This window comes from Arthrobacter sp. UYEF20 (genome assembly GCF_040546335.1).
Classification (GTDB): domain Bacteria; phylum Actinomycetota; class Actinomycetes; order Actinomycetales; family Micrococcaceae; genus Arthrobacter.
Genome location: NZ_JBEPNP010000026.1, coordinates 31,970 through 48,095, shown reverse-complemented (window position 1 = coordinate 48,095; position 16,126 = coordinate 31,970). Strand labels below are relative to the sequence as shown.

Annotated in this window: 17 protein-coding genes; 12 read left to right on the top strand and 5 right to left on the bottom strand. The window is 66.9% G+C overall.

From position 1 onward, the window contains the following. Window positions 1-131: 131 nt before the first annotated feature. Complete coding sequence (locus ABIB26_RS20755) at window positions 132-518, bottom strand: DUF1844 domain-containing protein (protein ID WP_354247586.1); 387 nt, start codon at window positions 516-518, stop codon at window positions 132-134. 386 nt (window positions 519-904) lie between these two features. On the opposite strand from ABIB26_RS20755, the gene infC reads away from it, so the two are divergent. The 4 genes from infC to ABIB26_RS20735 all read left to right on the top strand — a co-directional run bounded on the left by infC (window position 905) and on the right by ABIB26_RS20735 (window position 3,910). Then, a complete protein-coding gene (gene infC / locus ABIB26_RS20750; RefSeq protein ID WP_502913725.1) occupies window positions 905-2,053 on the top strand; it encodes a translation initiation factor IF-3 in 1,149 nt (382 codons plus the stop codon). A gap of 115 nt (window positions 2,054-2,168) precedes the next feature. Then, window positions 2,169-2,363, top strand: coding sequence for a 50S ribosomal protein L35 (rpmI, locus tag ABIB26_RS20745; RefSeq protein WP_009358635.1), 195 nt, complete (start codon window positions 2,169-2,171; stop codon window positions 2,361-2,363). Window positions 2,364-2,482: 119 nt separating this feature from the next. Then, on the top strand, window positions 2,483-2,938 hold the full coding sequence (rplT, locus tag ABIB26_RS20740; protein WP_354247582.1) for a 50S ribosomal protein L20: 456 nt from the start codon (window positions 2,483-2,485) through the stop codon (window positions 2,936-2,938). A gap of 63 nt (window positions 2,939-3,001) precedes the next feature. Further along, complete coding sequence (locus tag ABIB26_RS20735; protein ID WP_354247579.1) at window positions 3,002-3,910, top strand: TrmH family RNA methyltransferase; 909 nt, start codon at window positions 3,002-3,004, stop codon at window positions 3,908-3,910. A 142-nt stretch (window positions 3,911-4,052) separates the two neighbouring features. Here the strand turns inward: ABIB26_RS20735 and ABIB26_RS20730 are convergent, their stop codons facing one another. Continuing rightward, window positions 4,053-4,322, bottom strand: a complete 270-nt coding sequence (locus ABIB26_RS20730) for a GlsB/YeaQ/YmgE family stress response membrane protein (protein WP_354247576.1) — start codon at window positions 4,320-4,322, stop codon at window positions 4,053-4,055. A gap of 252 nt (window positions 4,323-4,574) precedes the next feature. Here ABIB26_RS20730 and ABIB26_RS20725 point away from each other — a divergent pair, with 252 nt between their 5' ends. Then, window positions 4,575-5,495 carry a cation diffusion facilitator family transporter gene (locus tag ABIB26_RS20725; protein WP_354247572.1) on the top strand — a complete coding sequence of 307 codons (921 nt, stop codon included), beginning with the start codon at window positions 4,575-4,577 and terminating at the stop codon, window positions 5,493-5,495. Window positions 5,496-5,561: 66 nt separating this feature from the next. Here the strand turns inward: ABIB26_RS20725 and ABIB26_RS20720 are convergent, their stop codons facing one another. Next, complete coding sequence (locus ABIB26_RS20720) at window positions 5,562-6,770, bottom strand: MFS transporter (protein ID WP_354247569.1); 1,209 nt, start codon at window positions 6,768-6,770, stop codon at window positions 5,562-5,564. 159 nt (window positions 6,771-6,929) lie between these two features. On the opposite strand from ABIB26_RS20720, the gene ABIB26_RS20715 reads away from it, so the two are divergent. The 7 genes from ABIB26_RS20715 to mctP all read left to right on the top strand — a co-directional run bounded on the left by ABIB26_RS20715 (window position 6,930) and on the right by mctP (window position 14,522). Further along, a complete protein-coding gene (locus ABIB26_RS20715) occupies window positions 6,930-7,421 on the top strand; it encodes a (deoxy)nucleoside triphosphate pyrophosphohydrolase (RefSeq protein ID WP_354247566.1) in 492 nt (163 codons plus the stop codon). A 288-nt stretch (window positions 7,422-7,709) separates the two neighbouring features. Beyond that, window positions 7,710-9,221 (top strand): HNH endonuclease, encoded by a 1,512-nt coding sequence (locus ABIB26_RS20710; protein ID WP_354247563.1) that lies wholly within the window; start codon window positions 7,710-7,712, stop codon window positions 9,219-9,221. Between the two features lie 153 nt (window positions 9,222-9,374). Next, window positions 9,375-10,532, top strand: a complete 1,158-nt coding sequence (locus ABIB26_RS20705; protein ID WP_354247560.1) for a Re/Si-specific NAD(P)(+) transhydrogenase subunit alpha — start codon at window positions 9,375-9,377, stop codon at window positions 10,530-10,532. A gap of 65 nt (window positions 10,533-10,597) precedes the next feature. Then, complete coding sequence (locus ABIB26_RS20700; protein WP_354247594.1) at window positions 10,598-10,921, top strand: NAD(P) transhydrogenase subunit alpha part 2; 324 nt, start codon at window positions 10,598-10,600, stop codon at window positions 10,919-10,921. Further along, window positions 10,918-12,291 (top strand): NAD(P)(+) transhydrogenase (Re/Si-specific) subunit beta, encoded by a 1,374-nt coding sequence (locus ABIB26_RS20695; RefSeq protein ID WP_354247557.1) that lies wholly within the window; start codon window positions 10,918-10,920, stop codon window positions 12,289-12,291. Before ABIB26_RS20700 ends, ABIB26_RS20695 begins: the two co-directional genes overlap by 4 nt. A gap of 258 nt (window positions 12,292-12,549) precedes the next feature. Beyond that, window positions 12,550-12,831, top strand: a complete 282-nt coding sequence (locus ABIB26_RS20690; protein WP_354247555.1) for a DUF3311 domain-containing protein — start codon at window positions 12,550-12,552, stop codon at window positions 12,829-12,831. Further along, window positions 12,828-14,522 (top strand): monocarboxylate uptake permease MctP, encoded by a 1,695-nt coding sequence (mctP, locus tag ABIB26_RS20685; RefSeq protein ID WP_354247552.1) that lies wholly within the window; start codon window positions 12,828-12,830, stop codon window positions 14,520-14,522. The genes ABIB26_RS20690 and mctP overlap by 4 nt, the downstream gene beginning before the upstream one ends. An 80-nt stretch (window positions 14,523-14,602) precedes the next feature. Here the strand turns inward: mctP and ABIB26_RS20680 are convergent, their stop codons facing one another. Then, a complete protein-coding gene (locus ABIB26_RS20680; protein ID WP_354247592.1) occupies window positions 14,603-14,731 on the bottom strand; it encodes a nuclear transport factor 2 family protein in 129 nt (42 codons plus the stop codon). 112 nt (window positions 14,732-14,843) lie between these two features. Further along, on the bottom strand, window positions 14,844-16,019 hold the full coding sequence (locus tag ABIB26_RS20675) for an Rv2578c family radical SAM protein (protein WP_354247549.1): 1,176 nt from the start codon (window positions 16,017-16,019) through the stop codon (window positions 14,844-14,846). Window positions 16,020-16,126 lie beyond the last annotated feature (107 nt).

Sequence of the window (16,126 nt, the reverse complement as noted above, 5' to 3'; positions counted from 1 at the left end):
CCCCGCGGGGGCCCTACAACCCCCGGCGCGGCAACACCCCCCCCCCCCCCCCCCCCCCCCCCCGGGGGGGGGGGGGGCCCCCCCGCCCCCCCCCCCCCCCCGCCGCGGAGTGAGTAGCTTGTGCCCGGTGCCTAGTTGACCGGTCCGGTGTATTTCTCGCCCGGGCCTTTGCCCGGGGCGTCCGGAAGGACGGACTCCTCGCGGAACGCCAGCTGGAGGGACCTCAGTCCGTCACGCAACGGACCGGCGTGCTGAGAGCCGATCTCGGGGGCCGCAGCCGTGACCAGGCCGGCAAGGGCCGTAATCAGTTTGCGGGCCTCGTCCAGGTCCTTGAGCTCTTCTGCGTTCTCCTCGGCGGCGAGGCCGAGCTTGACTGCTGCTGCGCTCATCAGGTGCACTGCTGCGGTGGTGATGACTTCGATCGCGGGGACCTCGGAGATGTCGCGGATCTGCTGCGAGACGTCGGCCTGGGTGCCGGCTGGCTCATAAACGTGTGAATTGCTGTCTGAAGTGCTCATGCTGGTAAGCTTGTCACAGACCGACTGGATGTCGTTATTTTGCTGCGGGAGACCCGGTGACGCAAATGTGCGTTGAACGGGTATCTTTCTGTAGGATTGGGATTCAGTTTGCAAGCGGAGTTCTCTCCCACCCGCGTCAGCCGCTTCCCTTCGGGAAGCTTCGGAAGAAGCAAGGTTGCCGGGTACCTGGTCGGGCATTTCCCTGAGGCGTCAGCCTGGCGGGAACGCATGCCGCCTCCTACGAGGCAGGCAATTCCGATCTTCGAGGCCTTCGATTGCTCCGGCAATTGGGGGCCTTCTCTATTTGCCGGTGGAATGCCACTCACGAACACAGGAGCTTTAACATTAGCGAGCCAAGAATCAATGAGCGTATCCGCGTCCCCGAGGTGCGGCTGGTCGGCCCTGCAGGCGAACAAGTAGGAGTTGTCCGTATTGAGGATGCCCTGCGTTTGGCTGCCGAGTCCGATCTTGATCTCGTTGAAGTTGCACCGCAGGCCAAGCCTCCGGTGTGCAAGCTGATGGACTTCGGCAAGTACAAGTACGAAGCTGCGGTCAAGGCACGCGAGGCCCGGAAGAACCAGACCAACACGGTTCTGAAAGAAATCCGCTTCCGCCTGAAGATCGACACCCACGACTATGAGACCAAGCGCGGCCACGCGCTCCGGTTCCTCGGTGCCGGCGACAAGGTCAAGGCCATGATCCAGTTCCGCGGCCGTGAGCAGCAGCGCCCCGAGATGGGCATTCGCCTGCTGCAGCGCTTTGCCGACGACGTCGCCGAAGTGGGCGTGGTGGAGTCCAGCCCGCGTATCGATGGCCGCAACATGGTCATGGTGGTGGGTCCCCTGAAGAACAAGGCCGAGGCCAAGGCGGAGGCGCGCCGCGCGTCGCAGCGCGCAGAGGCCAAGGCTGAGAACGAAGCCAAGGCCTCGGGGGCCCCGGGCCGCGTGGACGTTTCCGGCGACGACAGTGCGCCGTTGACGCAGACCCTGGCCGACCTCCTTCCGGAGGGATACCAGATCAAGACGGAGGCTCCGGCCGCGGAAGCAGCTCCCGCCGTCGTCGAGGCCGCTGCCTCGGACAACGCGGTCGCGGACAAAGCAGTCGAAGAAACCGTAGCCACGGAGGCCCCCGCCGCCGAGGTCAAGGTACAGGAAGCGCCGGCAGAAAAGGCTCCCGTCCAGGAAGCGCCCAAGCAGGAGGCCCCCAAGGCCGCTCCGAAGCGTGAAGCTCCGAGGGCCGCTTCCAAGCCGGCAGTTGCCAAGGCTCCGGCTGAGCCCAAGGCCGCAGCCGCCAAGGCCCCTGAGGCTGCCAAGCCGCCCGAGGTTGCGAAAGCGCCCGAGGTTGCGAAAGCGCCTGAGGTTGCGAAAGCGCCTGAGGTTGCGAAAGCACCCGAGGCTGAAACGGCCGCTCCGGCAGCAGCACCGAAGCCGGTAGCTGCTCCGAAGCCGGTGCCGCGCCCCGCGGCGCCGAAGCCTCCTGTCCGGCCTGCCGCTCCGAGGGCGGCCGCCAAGCCGGGCACCAAGAAGACCAACTAGTTCACGGCTGCCGGACAGCAATGTCCGGCAGCAAGCAACCAGCACGCCGCCCGCAGGGGCGGCTGCACGAAAGACTGCAGACCCTGTCTGCGGATACGTAAGGAGATCGGTTCCCATGCCGAAGATGAAGACCCACAGTGGTGCTAAGAAGCGCTTCAAGCTGACCGGCAGCGGCAAGCTGCGCCGCCAGCAGGCCAACCGCCGCCACTACCTCGAGCACAAGTCCTCCAGGCTGACCCGCCGCCTCGCCGGCGACAAGATCGTCTTCAAGGGCGACGCCAAGGTCATCCGGAAGATGCTCGGCATCTAAGTTCCAAGTTCTCTGACTGATTGCCACCTGGCAGCAGTCAACTACCAAAAAGGCTTCTCAGGCCAGCCGGTTGATCCGGCAGTAGACGCTTGGGATCAGAATTTCGAAGGAGTACGCACGTGGCACGTGTGAAGAGGGCGGTAAACGCCCACAAGAAGCGCCGGGTTATCCTTGAGCGCGCCAAGGGCTACCGTGGACAGCGTTCACGCCTGTACCGCAAGGCCAAAGAGCAGCTGCTGCACTCGTTTGTATACAGCTACGGCGACCGCAAAAAGAAGAAGGGCGACTTCCGCCGCCTGTGGATCCAGCGCATCAACGCTGCATCCCGCGCCAACGGCCTCACCTACAACCGTCTGATCCAGGGCCTGAAGGCCGCTGAGGTCGAGGTTGACCGCCGTATGCTGGCCGAGCTTGCCGTTTCCGACGCCAACGCCTTCGCTGCGCTGGTCAAGATCGCCAAGGACTCTCTGCCCGCCGACACCTCCGCTCCGGCCGAGGCTGCGCCGGCTCCGAAGGCCAAGGCCGCCAAGAAGCCTGCTGCCAAGAAGGTTGCCGCTGACGCGGCTGCTAAGTAGTTCCGTAGTCCTCAAAAACTACGTCGTTCAAGCACCGGCTGCGAAAGCAACTAAGGTTCTTATATGAACGAAACCGGGCGCCCGCAAGACTTTCCACTTTCCAATCCTCGAGCTGATCGGGTGAGGAAGGTGGCACAACTTGCCGGGCGCCCGGCCCGTTTAAAGCGCAGCGAGTTCCTGGCGGAGGGCCCGCAGGCTGTCCGGGAGGCCCTGCTCCTGCACCAGAAAAGGATTGCCGCGGGGGAGCCCGGCATTGTCTATGAGGTCTACGCGAGCGAGGCCTGCCTCGACCGGCACCCGGATCTGAAGACACTCGCGGAGGGCACCACCGCATACCTCGCCACCGACGAAGTGCTGGCCGCCATGGCGGACACGGTCACCCCGCAGGGCATTCTCGCGGTCTGCGGGTTCCTGGACGTGAGTATCGATGCGGTGCTCGACGCCGGCCCCCGGCTGATCGCCGTGCTGTGCCAGGTCCGCGACCCCGGGAACGCCGGCACCGTGCTGCGGGCAGCGGACGCTGCCGGCGCGGACGCCGTCGTGCTGACCGCCTCCAGCGTGGATATCTACAACCCCAAAGCTGTGCGCTCGACGGCGGGGTCCCTCTTCCACCTGCCCGTCGTCCTTGGCGCCGAACTGGAAGAGCTCGTGGCTCGGTGCAAGGAACGCGGCATCGGTGTGTTGGCCGCCGACGGCGACGGCCAGCTGAACCTGGACCGGCTCCAGGACGAGAACGCGGCCCGCCGCCTGGGGGCCTCCGCCGCCGGCTCCGGCTACGCGCTGGAAAAGCCCACGGCCTGGCTGTTCGGCAATGAGGCCCGGGGCTTGTCCGAGGAAGAACTCGCGCTGGCGGACCACCGCGTGGCCGTGCCTGTGTACGGAGCAGCCGAAAGCCTCAACCTCGGGACCGCCGCGACGGTCTGCCTCTACGCCAGCGCCCGCTCACAGCAGGACGGCGCGTCGGGGCACTAGCCCATTGGTGAGCCGGCCGGCCGGGCCACGGCGGCTGGACATAGAGAAGGCGGGGGTCCACCGAATGGTGGGCTCCCGCCGTCGTATCTGTGCACCGTAACGTTTGTGCACCTCAGCGTCAGTGCAATTGGCGCCTAGTCGATCAGGTTGTCGTCTTGTTGCGTCCGGTAACGGCGCCGTAGATGCCGGCAACCACGAGGCCGCCGACAATGGCCAGGATCCAGGAACCGAGGTTCCAGAATTCCATCTTGCCGCCGCCGAACAGCAGGTCGCCGATCCAGCCGCCGACAATGGCACCGACAACGCCGAGCACGAGGCTGGTGACCCAGCCGCCGCCCACCTTGCCAGGCATGACTGCCTTGACGATTGCACCTACTATGAGTCCGAGAATGATCCAGCCTAGAAAGCCCATGTCTCCTCCTACATATTCGTCGGCATCCAAATTATGAATCCCGAGTATGGCTTCAAGCTAACACCTGCGGCATTAAATGTCAGCAGGATCACCTCCAATTGTTACCTACCGGCATCCGGCCGTGAGATCGGCATGTGCCCGGGCATTGCGCGGTGCGGCAGCACGGTCCACCGGGTACGGTATTCCTTGCGGGGATGGGCGGATTCCGGTGCCCGCCAACACCCCGGTAGAACACCCTAAGGAGAAGCTCACTTGGCTGCACATGGCGGTAACAAGGCGATTGTTGCGGCGCTAGCTGCCAACCTGACCATCGCCGTCCTGAAGTTCGTCGCGTATTTCCTGACGCTGTCCTCCTCGATGCTCGCGGAGGCCATCCACTCGCTGGCGGACTCCGGCAACCAGATCCTCCTGCTCGTGGGCGGCAAGCGCGCCCAGAAGGCGGCGAGCCCGGAACACCCCTTCGGCTACGGACGCGAGCGCTACATCTACGCCTTCATCGTCTCGATCGTGCTGTTCAGCGTCGGCGGCCTCTTTGCGCTGTATGAAGCGTGGGGAAAGATCCAGCACCCGCACGCCATCGAGGGCGACTTCTGGTGGGTGCCGCTCGCGGTGCTCATCGGCGCCATCATCGCCGAGTCCTTTTCCTTCCGGACCGCGATCATCGAGTCCAACCACGTCCGGGGCAAGCAGAGCTGGGTCAAATTCATCCGAACCGCCAAACAGCCCGAACTTCCCGTCATCCTGCTGGAAGACTTCGGCGCCCTTCTGGGCCTGGTCTTCGCGCTCTTTGGCGTGAGCCTGACGCTCCTCACCGGCAACGGCATCTGGGACGCGCTGGGCACCGGCATGATCGGGCTGCTGCTCGTCGCGATCGCCGCCGTGCTGGCCGTTGAGACGAAGTCCCTGCTGCTGGGCGAATCCGCGACCAAGGATGACGTGGCGAAGATCCATGCCGCCATCGGGGCCGACGGCACCGGCATCATCCACCTCAAGACCCTGCACCTGGGCCCCGAAGAACTGCTGGTGGCTGCCAAGATCAGCATCGGCCGGGCGGACACGGGCCAGGAAATCGCCAAGGTGATTGACGACGCCGAGGCCAGGATCCGTGAGGCCGTGCCGATTGCCCGGGTCATCTACCTTGAGCCGGATGTCCAGCGCGTCAGCACACCCTGAGCGGTGCCCTGCTGAGAGACTGTCCGACACCACGTCCCGGAGGCCGTTGGGCCGTCGCCATCGCGGCTACGGTCTCAGCGGCCTCCTGCGTTCCACCAGTCCGCTGATGGCAGCGACGCCGAGGCCCAGGAGGGCCAGGACGGCGCCGACGAGCGCCGGGGCGACATAGCCCCAGCCCCAGGCGATGACGAGGCCGCCAAGGAAGGCTCCCAGGGCATTCGCGACGTTGAGCGCGGCATGGTTGAGCGAGGAGGCCAGCGACGGCGCGTCGGGGGAGGCATCCAGCAGCCGGGTCTGGAGGGCCGGGACCAGCAGGGATCCCGCGCCGCCCACCACAAAAACCATGACATAGGCAGACCACGGCCAGTGCACTGCCACGGCGTAGACCACCAGCGCCACGGCAATTGCGGGCAGCACCCAGTAGATGGTTCCCATGACCGACTTGTCCGCGAGGCGGCCGCCGACGATATTGCCCGCCACCATGCCCAGTCCGTAGAGCGCGACAACAAGCGGCAGCCAGGCAGAGGGGATGCCCGCTACGGAGGTCATGGTGTGGGCAATATAGGTGTACGTGGCGAAGAAGCCGCCAAAGCCGACCACGCCGATCAGGAGCGCCAGCCAGACCTGGAGCCGCTTAAGGGCCCCAAGTTCTCGGCGGATGCTGGCATCGGCGTGGGGCTTCTGGAAGGGCAGGAATTTCCACAGCATCGCGAGCGTGATGGTTCCGATCAGGCCCACCAGCAGGAAAAGCAGCCGCCAGCCGAACGCCTGGCCCATCCAGGTGGCGAAAGGCACGCCGATGACGTTGGAGATGGTAAGACCGGCCATCACCATCGAAATCGCCCATCCGCGCCTGGTCGGGGCCACCAGGGAGGCCGCAATGACGGCCGCGACGCCGAAGAAGGCGCCATGCGGCAGCCCGGCCGCGAAGCGGGAGACGAGCATGGTGCCGTAGTCCGGGGCGATGAAGGACGTGAGGTTGGCGATGCTGAAGAACAGCATGAGCCCCAGGGCCAGGTATTTCCGCGGCATTTTGGCGCCGACGGCGGCCAGCAGCGGGGCGCCGATCACCACGCCGAGGGCGTAGGCCGAGATCAGGTGCCCGGCCTCCGGAGTGCTGATGTTGAGGCCTTGCTCCACTTCCTTGAGCAGGCCCATCATGGCGAATTCCGTGGTGCCTATGCCGAATCCGCCCATGGCCAGGGAAATGATGGCCAGGGCAACGTGGCGGGTGCCGGTCTTCGGCGTCGCTGGGGCTTGTTGAGTGGTTGTCATTCGTCTGCTTTTCGAGAAAGTCCCGGGCCGATGGCCAGGAGAAAGCGGCATCTTAAATCTGATTTATGTAACGACTGGGGCGCGTCCGGTATTCCGCGGAAACAGGAGGACGGCTGCCTCCATTCTTCCCTACGCGGCTGCCGCCCTAGACTTGGTGACGTGACTGGACTCATTGACGTCGTTGGCGGCGCGGTACTGGATTCGCTGGCAGACCCGGGCCGGCTGCTCGTGGCGCGGAGGACCGCGCCCCCGCAGTTTGCCGGCATGTGGGAGTTTCCCGGCGGCAAGGTGGAGTCCGGGGAAACGGCCGAACAGGCCCTGCACCGCGAACTGCTCGAAGAGCTGGGCGTCAACGTCCGGCTGGGCGCCGAGCTCCAGGCCGCGTCCGCCTCCGGTTGGCCGCTGAACGAGCGCGCCGCCATGCGGGTCTGGTTTGCGGAGCTGCTCGACGGCGAGCCCCGGCCTCTGCAGGACCACGATGAGCTCCGCTGGATGGACCTCGGGAACCGCGAAGAAGTACTGGGCCTGCCATGGATCCCGGCGGACCTGCCAATCGTCGAGGCACTCCTTGGCGCGCTTCAGGCTTTTCACTTCGGATCGGGTGCAGTCCCGGGTGCGGTTCCGGTCTCCACGGGAACGCCGGCGACATGATCCGCCCGGTTCCGGCCCTGCCTCCGGCCCCTTAGCCTGGCTAGGGCCGCGGGGATCAGCCCCTCCGAAGGCGGCCGACGCCCCGGGTAGGCTGCGGAACTACGGCCAGGTCTGCCCCGGCCGAAGCGGTTCCGACGCCGTGCGGAGCCGCGGCCGGTCAGCCCGCCGGACCCCTGACAAATCGCGTCGGGCAGGTCCGGCGGGCCGTCCGTCGTTTCCCGTGACTCCCTTTCTCCGCCACCGTGACATTGGTCTCTCACTGTCGTAGGTGCCTGATTGACTTGGCTCATGAACGGCAATCAGGAGCCGGAAGCGGCTCCGGCAGTAACGGAAGGCATGGCGGTCAAAAACCTGATCGGTTCCCTGGCCGGCGTCCGGCCATGCGGGGACGGTGCCGGGCTGATCTCGCAGTTGCGGGAGCTGGAGGATTTGAAGTCCGCCGCGGCCGCGGCGCAAGCCCGGATCGCCGTGGCCTTCTATAGCCTGGAGCGCCGCGCCCAGGCCGCCGCCGGGGTGCCCGCGGCGGAGCTGGGAAAAGGCGTCGGGGCGCAGATCGCCCTGGCCAGGCGGGAGTCCCCGTCTCGCGGGGGCCGGCTGCTGGGCCTGGCCAGGGCCCTCGTGGCGGAGATGCCCCGCACCCTGGCGGCGCTGGCCACCGGGGACCTGAACGAATGGCGCGCCACGCTCCTGGTCCGCGAGACGGCCTGCCTGTCCGCCGCGGACCGGTCCGCGGTCGACGGGGAGCTAGCCGCGGATACCGGCACGTTCGCCGGCGCCGGGGACCGGGCCGTCACCGCCGCGGCGCGCGCCGCGGCGTACCGGATGGACCCGCGCCCGGTCGCGGACCGGGCCGCCCACGCCGCCACCGACCGGCACGTCAGCCTCCGCCCGGCACCGGACACGATGACGTACCTGACCGCGCTGCTCCCGGCCAGGGAGGGCGTCGCGGTCTACACGGCCCTGAACGGGCACGCCGGGACCCTCCGCTCCGGCGGGGACCCCCGCTCCCGCGGGCAGCTCATGGCCGATGCACTGGTCGAGCGGGTCACCGGGACCCCCGGCGGGATCACCGGGGTCGAGATCCAGCTCGTCATGACCGACCGGACCCTGTTCCAGGGCGAAAGCGAACCGGCCCGGCTCCCCGGCTACGGCATCGTCCCCGCCGCCTGGGCCCGGACCCTCCTCACCCCCGGCCCGGTCCGCGCCTGTGCCTCTTCCCCGGCCGGCGGCGGCGCAACGGATCACGGTGAGGCCGGGGGCGAGCCCGGCAGCAGCGGGGCACACGGCGGGGCACTGGAGGGCGGTGTCCTCACCGGCGGCACAGCCGGTGGCGGCGCCCAGCCGGCGTTCGCCATGTGGCTGCGGCGGCTTCACACCGCCCCTGGGACCGGGGACCTGCTGGCCATGGACTCCCGGGCCCGGTTCTTCCCGGCCGGGCTGCGCCGCTTCCTGACGGCCCGCGATGACACCTGTCGCACCCCGTACTGCGACGCCCCGATCCGGCACCTGGACCACATCGTTCCCTGGCACGACGGCGGCGCCACCAGCCACATCAACGGATCCGCTCTCTGCGAAGCCTGCAACCACACGAAGGAAATCCCCGGCTGGGCAGCCAGGCCGAGGCCCGGCCCCCGGCACACCCTCGAACTCACCACCCCCACCGGCCACACCTACCGATCCACGGCGCCCCCGCTCCCCGGCACCCTCCATGGCCAGACCCGCCACCGGCGCGAACTCCGGCATCACGCAAAGGTCAAAATCCTAAAACGCATCCGGCTCAACGACCCGCTGGTGGCCTGAAGCAGAAGGCACTACTCCACTCGGGCACAGTGCTGGCCCGCGTCGGTGTTCCAGGGCTAAGTCCCCATAGGCCAGATCACCCGGCCTGCCCCCTGCCTCTCGCCAAAGCGTGAAGCATGTGACTACTCTGAAGCGAATCGAGAGGAGACGTCCGTGCGGGTCGGTGTCAAACGGGAGCAGCGAGCGGGGGAACGCCGCGTCGCGGCCACACCTGAGACGGTGCAGCAGCTGACCGCTCTCGGCCTGGACGTCGCGGTGGAGTGCGGGGCGGGGAACGAGGCCGGTTTCCCGGACGCCGCGTTCGCCCAGGCAGGGGCCACCGTCGTTCCGGAGCTGCCACCCGAATCACTGGATGTGCTCCTGCACGTCCGGCCGCTCACACCGGAGATCGCTGCGAGGCTGCGGCCGGGCACCATCACCGTAGGCCTGGGCTCGCCCGCCTCCGAACTGTCCACGGTCCGGGCCCTTGCCGACGCCGGGGTCACGTCCTTCGCGCTGGAACTCGTGCCGCGGATCTCCCGGGCACAGTCGATGGATGCGCTCAGTTCGCAGTCCCTCGTCTCGGGCTACCGGGCGGTGCTGGAGGCCGCCCTGCGCTACCCCCGTTTCTTCCCGCTGTACATGACCGCCGCCGGCACCATTCCGCCCGCCCGGGTGCTGGTCCTCGGGGCCGGGGTCGCCGGACTCCAGGCCATCGGCACCGCCAAACGCCTCGGCGCCCGGGTCTCCGCCAATGACATCCGGGCGGCTTCGGCGGACGAGGTCGCCTCGATGGGCGGCACCTTCATCCACCTGGACCTGGACAGTCGAAATGCGGACGCCGGCACGGAAGGCAGCGGGGGCTATGCACGCGAGCTCGGCGAGGACCGGGCCGAGCGCCAGCGTGCCCTGCTCGCACCCCACGTCGCGGCGGCGGATGTCCTCATCACCACGGCAGCCATCCCCGGCCGTGCGGCACCCCTGCTGGTGACCCTGGACATGGTGGCCGGCATGCGGGCCGGATCCGTCGTCGTCGACCTTGCCGCCGAATCCGGCGGAAACGTCGAAGGTGTCATTGCCGGCCGGGACATCGAGGTACCCGTCGACGGCGGGTCCGTGACCCTGGTGGGGCTGCAGGACGCAGCCTCCGCGATGCCGTCCGATGCCTCCCGGCTGTTCGCCAAGAACGTCGCCAATCTGCTCGCCCTGATGACTACGGACGGCCAGGTCAGTCCGGACTTCGACGACGAGGTGGTTGCCGGAGCCTGCCTGACCCACGGCGGCTCGGTCCGGCACGCGGGGACCTCCGAGGCCATGGAGGCGCTGAAGTGATGGAGGCGCTGCAGTGATGAAGCCTGAAGTGATGGAGACCCGGACGTAATGGAGACGCTGCAATGATGGATCCGATCACGCTGCTGACAGTAGTGGTGCTTTCTGTCTTCGTCGGCTTCGAAGTCGTCTCCAAGGTGACCAGCAAACTGCATACGCCGTTGATGTCCGGGGCCAACGCCATCCACGGCATCATCCTTGTCGGCGCGATCCTCGTGGCGGGGCAGGCCAGCGATCCGTGGCTGCTCACGATTGCGCTGCTCGCCGTGATTCTGGCAACCGCCAACCTGGTGGGCGGATTCGTTGTCACCGACCGGATGCTGGAGATGTTCGGCGGCCGGAAGCCAGCCAGGCCACGTGCTGAAGGCCGCGCAGGGGAGGACGGCACATGAGCCTCCTCGCCCCCGCATGGACCGCCCTGTTCTACCTGGCGGCGGCCGTCTGCTTCATCCTGGCGCTGAAGGGCCTCAGCTCGCCCCGGACCGCCCGCCGCGGAAACGCCATCGGCGCCGGGGGCGCGCTCGTCGCCGTGGTCACGGTCTTCCTTTCCGCGAGACTGGAGAATATCCCGCTGATCCTGGCCGCGATCGCCGTCGGCTCCGCCGTCGCCGTCCCGGTGGCCCGGCGCGTGCAGATGACCCAGATGCCGCAGCTCGTCGCGTTGTTCAACGGGGTCGGAGGCGGGGCCGCCGCACTGGTGGCAGTGCTGGAACTCGCCCACAGCGCGGACCCCTGGGTGCGCCTGGCAGTGGTCTTCACCATGCTGGTCGGCGCCGTGTCCTTCGCCGGCTCCGCGGTGACGGTCGGCAAGCTGCAGGAACTGATCAGCACCCGCCCGCTGCTCTTCCCCGGCATGCCCGCGGTAATGGCCCTTGCGCTGGCGGGCGCCATCGCGTCCGGCGTCGTGGTCATCATCAGCGGTTCAACCGGCTGGGCCCTTGCGCTGCTGGTGCTGGGACTGGCAGCCGGGCTGCTGCTGGTGCTGCCCGTTGGCGGCGCAGACGTGCCGATCGTCATCTCACTGCTCAACGCCTTCACCGGCCTCGCAGTGGCGGCGTCCGGGATCGTGCTCGGCAACGTGCTGCTGGTCGTCGCCGGCACGCTTGTGGGGGCCAGCGGCACCATCCTGACCAAGGTGATGGCCTCCGCCATGGGCCGGGGCGTGGCGGGCATCATGTTCGGGGCGTTCCGGGGAGGATCGACGGCGGGCTCCACCGTGCAGAGCGACCGCCCGGTGCGCTCCTCCTCGGCGGAGGACGTGGCCGTCCAGCTCGGCTACGCCCAGCGCGTGGTGATCGTCCCCGGCTACGGGCTTGCCGTGGCCCAGGGCCAGCACACCATCGCCGAGCTCGCCACCGCACTGCAGGCCCGCGGCATCGAGGTGGTCTTCGCCATCCACCCGGTCGCCGGACGCATGCCGGGCCACATGAACGTGCTCCTGGCGGAAGCGAACGTGCCCTACGAGGCGCTCAGGGAGCTTGAGGAAGTCAACCCCGATTTCCCGAACACGGATGTCGCACTGGTGGTGGGAGCCAATGACGTGGTCAACCCGGCGGCCAAGTCCACGCCCGGGGCTCCGATCTACGGGATGCCGATCCTGGAGGTGGCCCTGGCTGGCCAGGTGGTCTTCCTGAAGCGCTCCATGCGCCCGGGATTCGCGGGGATCGAGAACGAACTCCTGTACGACCCGAAGACCACGCTCCTGTTCGGCGATGCGAAGGACTCGCTGACCAAGGTCCTGGGCGCGGTGAAGGCCCTCTGACACGAAAATGACCTGAACCATGGGGGACGGGGCGCTGCTGATCTCCTCTTCCTCGCCCACGGCCAGAACATCCTCTACGTCCCCGCCTAAATCAGAATCCCGTAAAACCGCCGTCAAACGCGGGGCGCATTGCCCTGTTGGACAATAAATCCAGTGTGTATTCTTATTGTAAAGACCGCTGCGATACACGGTCCACAGGCCGCCGGCACGTCCCGGGAAGCCTTCCCGCTCCGGGGCCGTCTCGATCAGGAGGCGTCGATGTCCAGTCCTGACGTGCCAACGCGCGGGCCGGCCAGATCCGGTCCATACATCATCACCGGAATCCTGTTGACCGTCGCCATTGTGGTTCCGTTGTTTGTGCCCGCGTATTCGGTCGATGAGCCGCGCTTGGCCGGCATACCGTTCTTCTACTGGTATCAAATGATGTGGATTCCGGTCACCGTTGGCCTGGTGGGGATCTCCTACTGGCTGGTAAGCAAGGAGGATCGCCGCCGGCGCGAATCCGTGCGGGGCATGACCAGCGCCGAGGAGGAGCGATGAGCGGGGCCAGTGTGCCGCTGGCGGTTCCGGACCGGCCCATTAGCGGCGTTGCACTCACTATTGTGATCATTCTCTTCGTCTTGGTGGCGGCCTTGGGGTTCGTTGCTGCGCGGTGGCGCCGGGAAGAGGCGACAGGGCTGCACAGCCTGGACGAGTGGGGCCTCGGGGGCCGCGGTTTTGGAACCTGGGTGACCTGGTTCCTGCTCGGCGGCGACTTATATACGGCCTACACTTTCGTGGCCGTTCCGGCTGCAATGTGGGCCACTGGAGCAGTGAGCGGTTTCTTCGCGGTGCCGTACACGATCGTTCTGTACCCCATCGTGTTCCTCCTGATGAGCCGGTTGTGGTCCGTCTCGCACCGGCATGGGTTCGTCACGCCGGCCGATTTCGTTGGCGGCCGCTATGGCAGCAGGGCGCTTTCCCTTGCCGTCGCCGTCACCGGCATCGTCGCGACCATGCCTTACATCGCGCTGCAGCTGGTCGGCATAAAGGCCGTGCTCACGGTGCTGGGCCTGGGAAGTGCGGAGAACGTGCTGCTGACGGACCTGCCGCTGATCATCGCGTTCGTGGTCCTGGCCGCCTATACGTACACGTCGGGTCTGCGGGCTCCGGCCCTGATCGCCGTCGTGAAGGATCTGCTGATCTATCTGGCGGTGATCGTTGCGGTAATCTACCTGCCGATCAAGTTCGGGGGCTGGGGCGCCATCTTCGACGCCGCCGAGACGAAACTGGGTGCGGTCAACCCGGCTACCGGTAAACCCGCTGGAGTCTTCATTCCGGGCGCGGGCAGTTACTCCGCTTACTGGACGCTTGCTCTGGGCTCGGCCTTGGCGCTGTTTATGTACCCGCACTCGATCACGGGCGTCCTGGCGAGCAAGAGCAGGAATACGATCCGTAAGAATGCCGCGGTGCTGCCGCTGTACTCGTTGATGCTGGGGTTCCTGGCGCTGCTGGGCTACGCGGCCATATACGCCGGTACCAAGCCCATCGACTTGAACGGCGCCGTCAACCCGCAGCTGGTAGTGCCGCAGCTGTTCCTCGATCACTTCCCGGACTGGTTTGCCGGTATCGCCCTGGCCGCCATCGCCATCGGTGCTCTGGTCCCTGCCGCCATCATGTCAATAGCCGCGGCGAACCTGTTCACCCGCAACATTTACCGCGATCTGATCAAGCCTGACGCCAATCCGCGGCAGGAAGCAAACGTCTCCAAGATCGCATCGCTTGTGGTGAAATTCGGTGCACTGGTTTTCGTTATTGCCATGGACCAGTCGGCAGCAATTAACATGCAGCTCCTCGGCGGTATCTGGATCCTGCAGACCTTCCCGGCGATCGTGGCAGGGCTATACACCCGCTGGTTCCACCGGTGGGCGCTTTTCGGGGGCTGGGCAACCGGAATCATCTATGGCACTGTCGCGGCCTATAACGTGGTCAACCCCGCCACCAAAGCCAACTTTGGCGGCTCCATCGCGGCCATCCCCGGCACCGACATACAGGTCTACATCGCTGTCGTCGCGTTTGCGATAAACCTTATCGTTGCCGCAGGCCTGTCTCTGATCTTCCATGCAATGAAGCTCCCCGAGGGGAAGGACATCACCCGCAGCTCGGACTACGGCGCCGACGAGAACGATCCGACGGTCGCACAGATCCGGCGCGAGCACCCGCTCGCCGAGCCCGGAGCCCCCACGTTCTGAGTAAGTGGGGGCTTCGACACCGTCAAGGAAACCCGACCGACCTTATCCGCAGCGCCCCTTCGGCGACCAGGTGGGACGCGTCATTCGGTCACAGTGTCGGCATGCCGATGGGCTACCTTCCATTCGCCGCCTTCGCGGCGATACACCTGTGTGGCCCGCAGGGTGTAACTGCGCGGCTGACCATCGACGGAGGCCGAGGTGTGCTCCAGGCCATGCCATCCGCCACGTCATGCGCTTGCAATACGAACGTACGTGACCCGGGGCCGCCAGTGGAAGTCGGCATCGGGGCGGGCCCGGAAACCTGGGTGCCGGAAGTTGCCTTCAGAACAACGTGGGCTGCGCGGCTTGCTTTGCCGGGCTTCCATGCCGGCCGGAGTGGCCGGCCGTCCCGGGGATGCTGCCGGCCGGATACTGGGCCTCTTCCTCCCGGGGATCCAAGTCATCGGTATCACCGTTGAGCTCCCGGTGGCTGAAGCCCTGCGAGCCGGAAAAGCCATGCCGGGCCTTGAAGTACCGGATGCGTCCGGCCAGCCAGGCGCGGTACTCCTTCGAGGCATATGAGCCGCTGCCGTATAGGCGCCGGTATTTGCCGGCCAGCTGCGGATGCTCCCTCGCAAGCCACTGCATGAACCATTCACGCGTTCCGGGCTTGAGGTACAGGGCGCCGGCCGTGACGCCGGTGGCACCGGCCGCCGAGAGGGAACCGAACAGGGAATCCAGGGCCTCGTCGCTGTCCGAGAGCCACGGCAGGATGGGCATGGCCATGACCCCGCAGGGCAGCCCGGCCTCCCGCAGCCGCGAGACCAGCTTGAGCCGTGCCCGGGGACCAGGGGTGCCAGGCTCCACGGCTTCCGAGAGCCGCTCATCGGTCATCGCGAGCGAGATGCCCACCCCCACGGGGACCTGGGCCGCGGCGTGCTTCAGGAGCGGGATGTCCCGGGCGAGGAGGGTGCCCTTGGTCAGGATGGACAAGGGAGTGCCGGAATCGGCGAGGGCGCCGATGATGCCCGGCATCAGCTGGTAGCGGCCCTCGGCCCGCTGGTAGGGATCGGTGTTGGTGCCCAGGGCAACATGCTGCCGTCCCCACGAGGGCTTCGCCAGCTCCTTGCGCAGGACCTCCGCGGCGTTGATCTTGACCACCACCTGGCTGTCAAAGTCCAGACCGGCGTCGAAGTCCAGGTACGTGTGGCTCTTGCGGGCGAAACAGTAGACGCAGGCGTGGCTGCAGCCACGGTACGGGTTGATGGTCCACTCGAACGGCATCCGGGAACCCGCGACCACCTTGTTGAGCACCGATTTGGCGGTGACCTCATGGAAAGTGACCCCGGCAAACTCGGGGGTTGAAACGGAACGCACCAGCCCTAGCAGCGGGAGCAGCGCATCGGTGACTGGGGCGGCCGGGGATCCGCTGCTTCCACCGTGCGCTCCGTTGCCAGGCGCTTTGTTGACGGCAGGTTTGTTGACGGCCGGGCTGAGTGCTTGTGCGTCCCATCTCATGCCTACATTCGAATGTATGTTCGAGTTTAAGTCAAGCCTCCCGCCGGCGGGCGTCACCACGCAACCCGCCACCGGTGCGCTGACGAGCGGCGGATGACCAGCTGGAA

Bases quoted from the DNA above. Each gene is read 5' to 3' on its own strand.
- rpmI (WP_009358635.1), top strand. From the start codon at position 2,169: ATGCCGAAGATGAAGACCCACAGTGGTGCTAAGAAGCGCTTCAAGCTG.
- ABIB26_RS20710 (WP_354247563.1), top strand. From the start codon at position 7,710: ATGAACGGCAATCAGGAGCCGGAAGCGGCTCCGGCAGTAACGGAAGGC.
- ABIB26_RS20695 (WP_354247557.1), top strand. From the start codon at position 10,918: ATGAGCCTCCTCGCCCCCGCATGGACCGCCCTGTTCTACCTGGCGGCG.
- ABIB26_RS20675 (WP_354247549.1), bottom strand. From the start codon at position 16,019: ATGAGATGGGACGCACAAGCACTCAGCCCGGCCGTCAACAAACCTGCC.
- ABIB26_RS20735 (WP_354247579.1), top strand. From the start codon at position 3,002: ATGAACGAAACCGGGCGCCCGCAAGACTTTCCACTTTCCAATCCTCGA.
- ABIB26_RS20755 (WP_354247586.1), bottom strand. From the start codon at position 518: ATGAGCACTTCAGACAGCAATTCACACGTTTATGAGCCAGCCGGCACC.
- ABIB26_RS20730 (WP_354247576.1), bottom strand. From the start codon at position 4,322: ATGGGCTTTCTAGGCTGGATCATTCTCGGACTCATAGTAGGTGCAATC.
- ABIB26_RS20700 (WP_354247594.1), top strand. From the start codon at position 10,598: ATGGATCCGATCACGCTGCTGACAGTAGTGGTGCTTTCTGTCTTCGTC.
- mctP (WP_354247552.1), top strand. From the start codon at position 12,828: ATGAGCGGGGCCAGTGTGCCGCTGGCGGTTCCGGACCGGCCCATTAGC.
- ABIB26_RS20690 (WP_354247555.1), top strand. From the start codon at position 12,550: ATGTCCAGTCCTGACGTGCCAACGCGCGGGCCGGCCAGATCCGGTCCA.
- ABIB26_RS20720 (WP_354247569.1), bottom strand. From the start codon at position 6,770: ATGACAACCACTCAACAAGCCCCAGCGACGCCGAAGACCGGCACCCGC.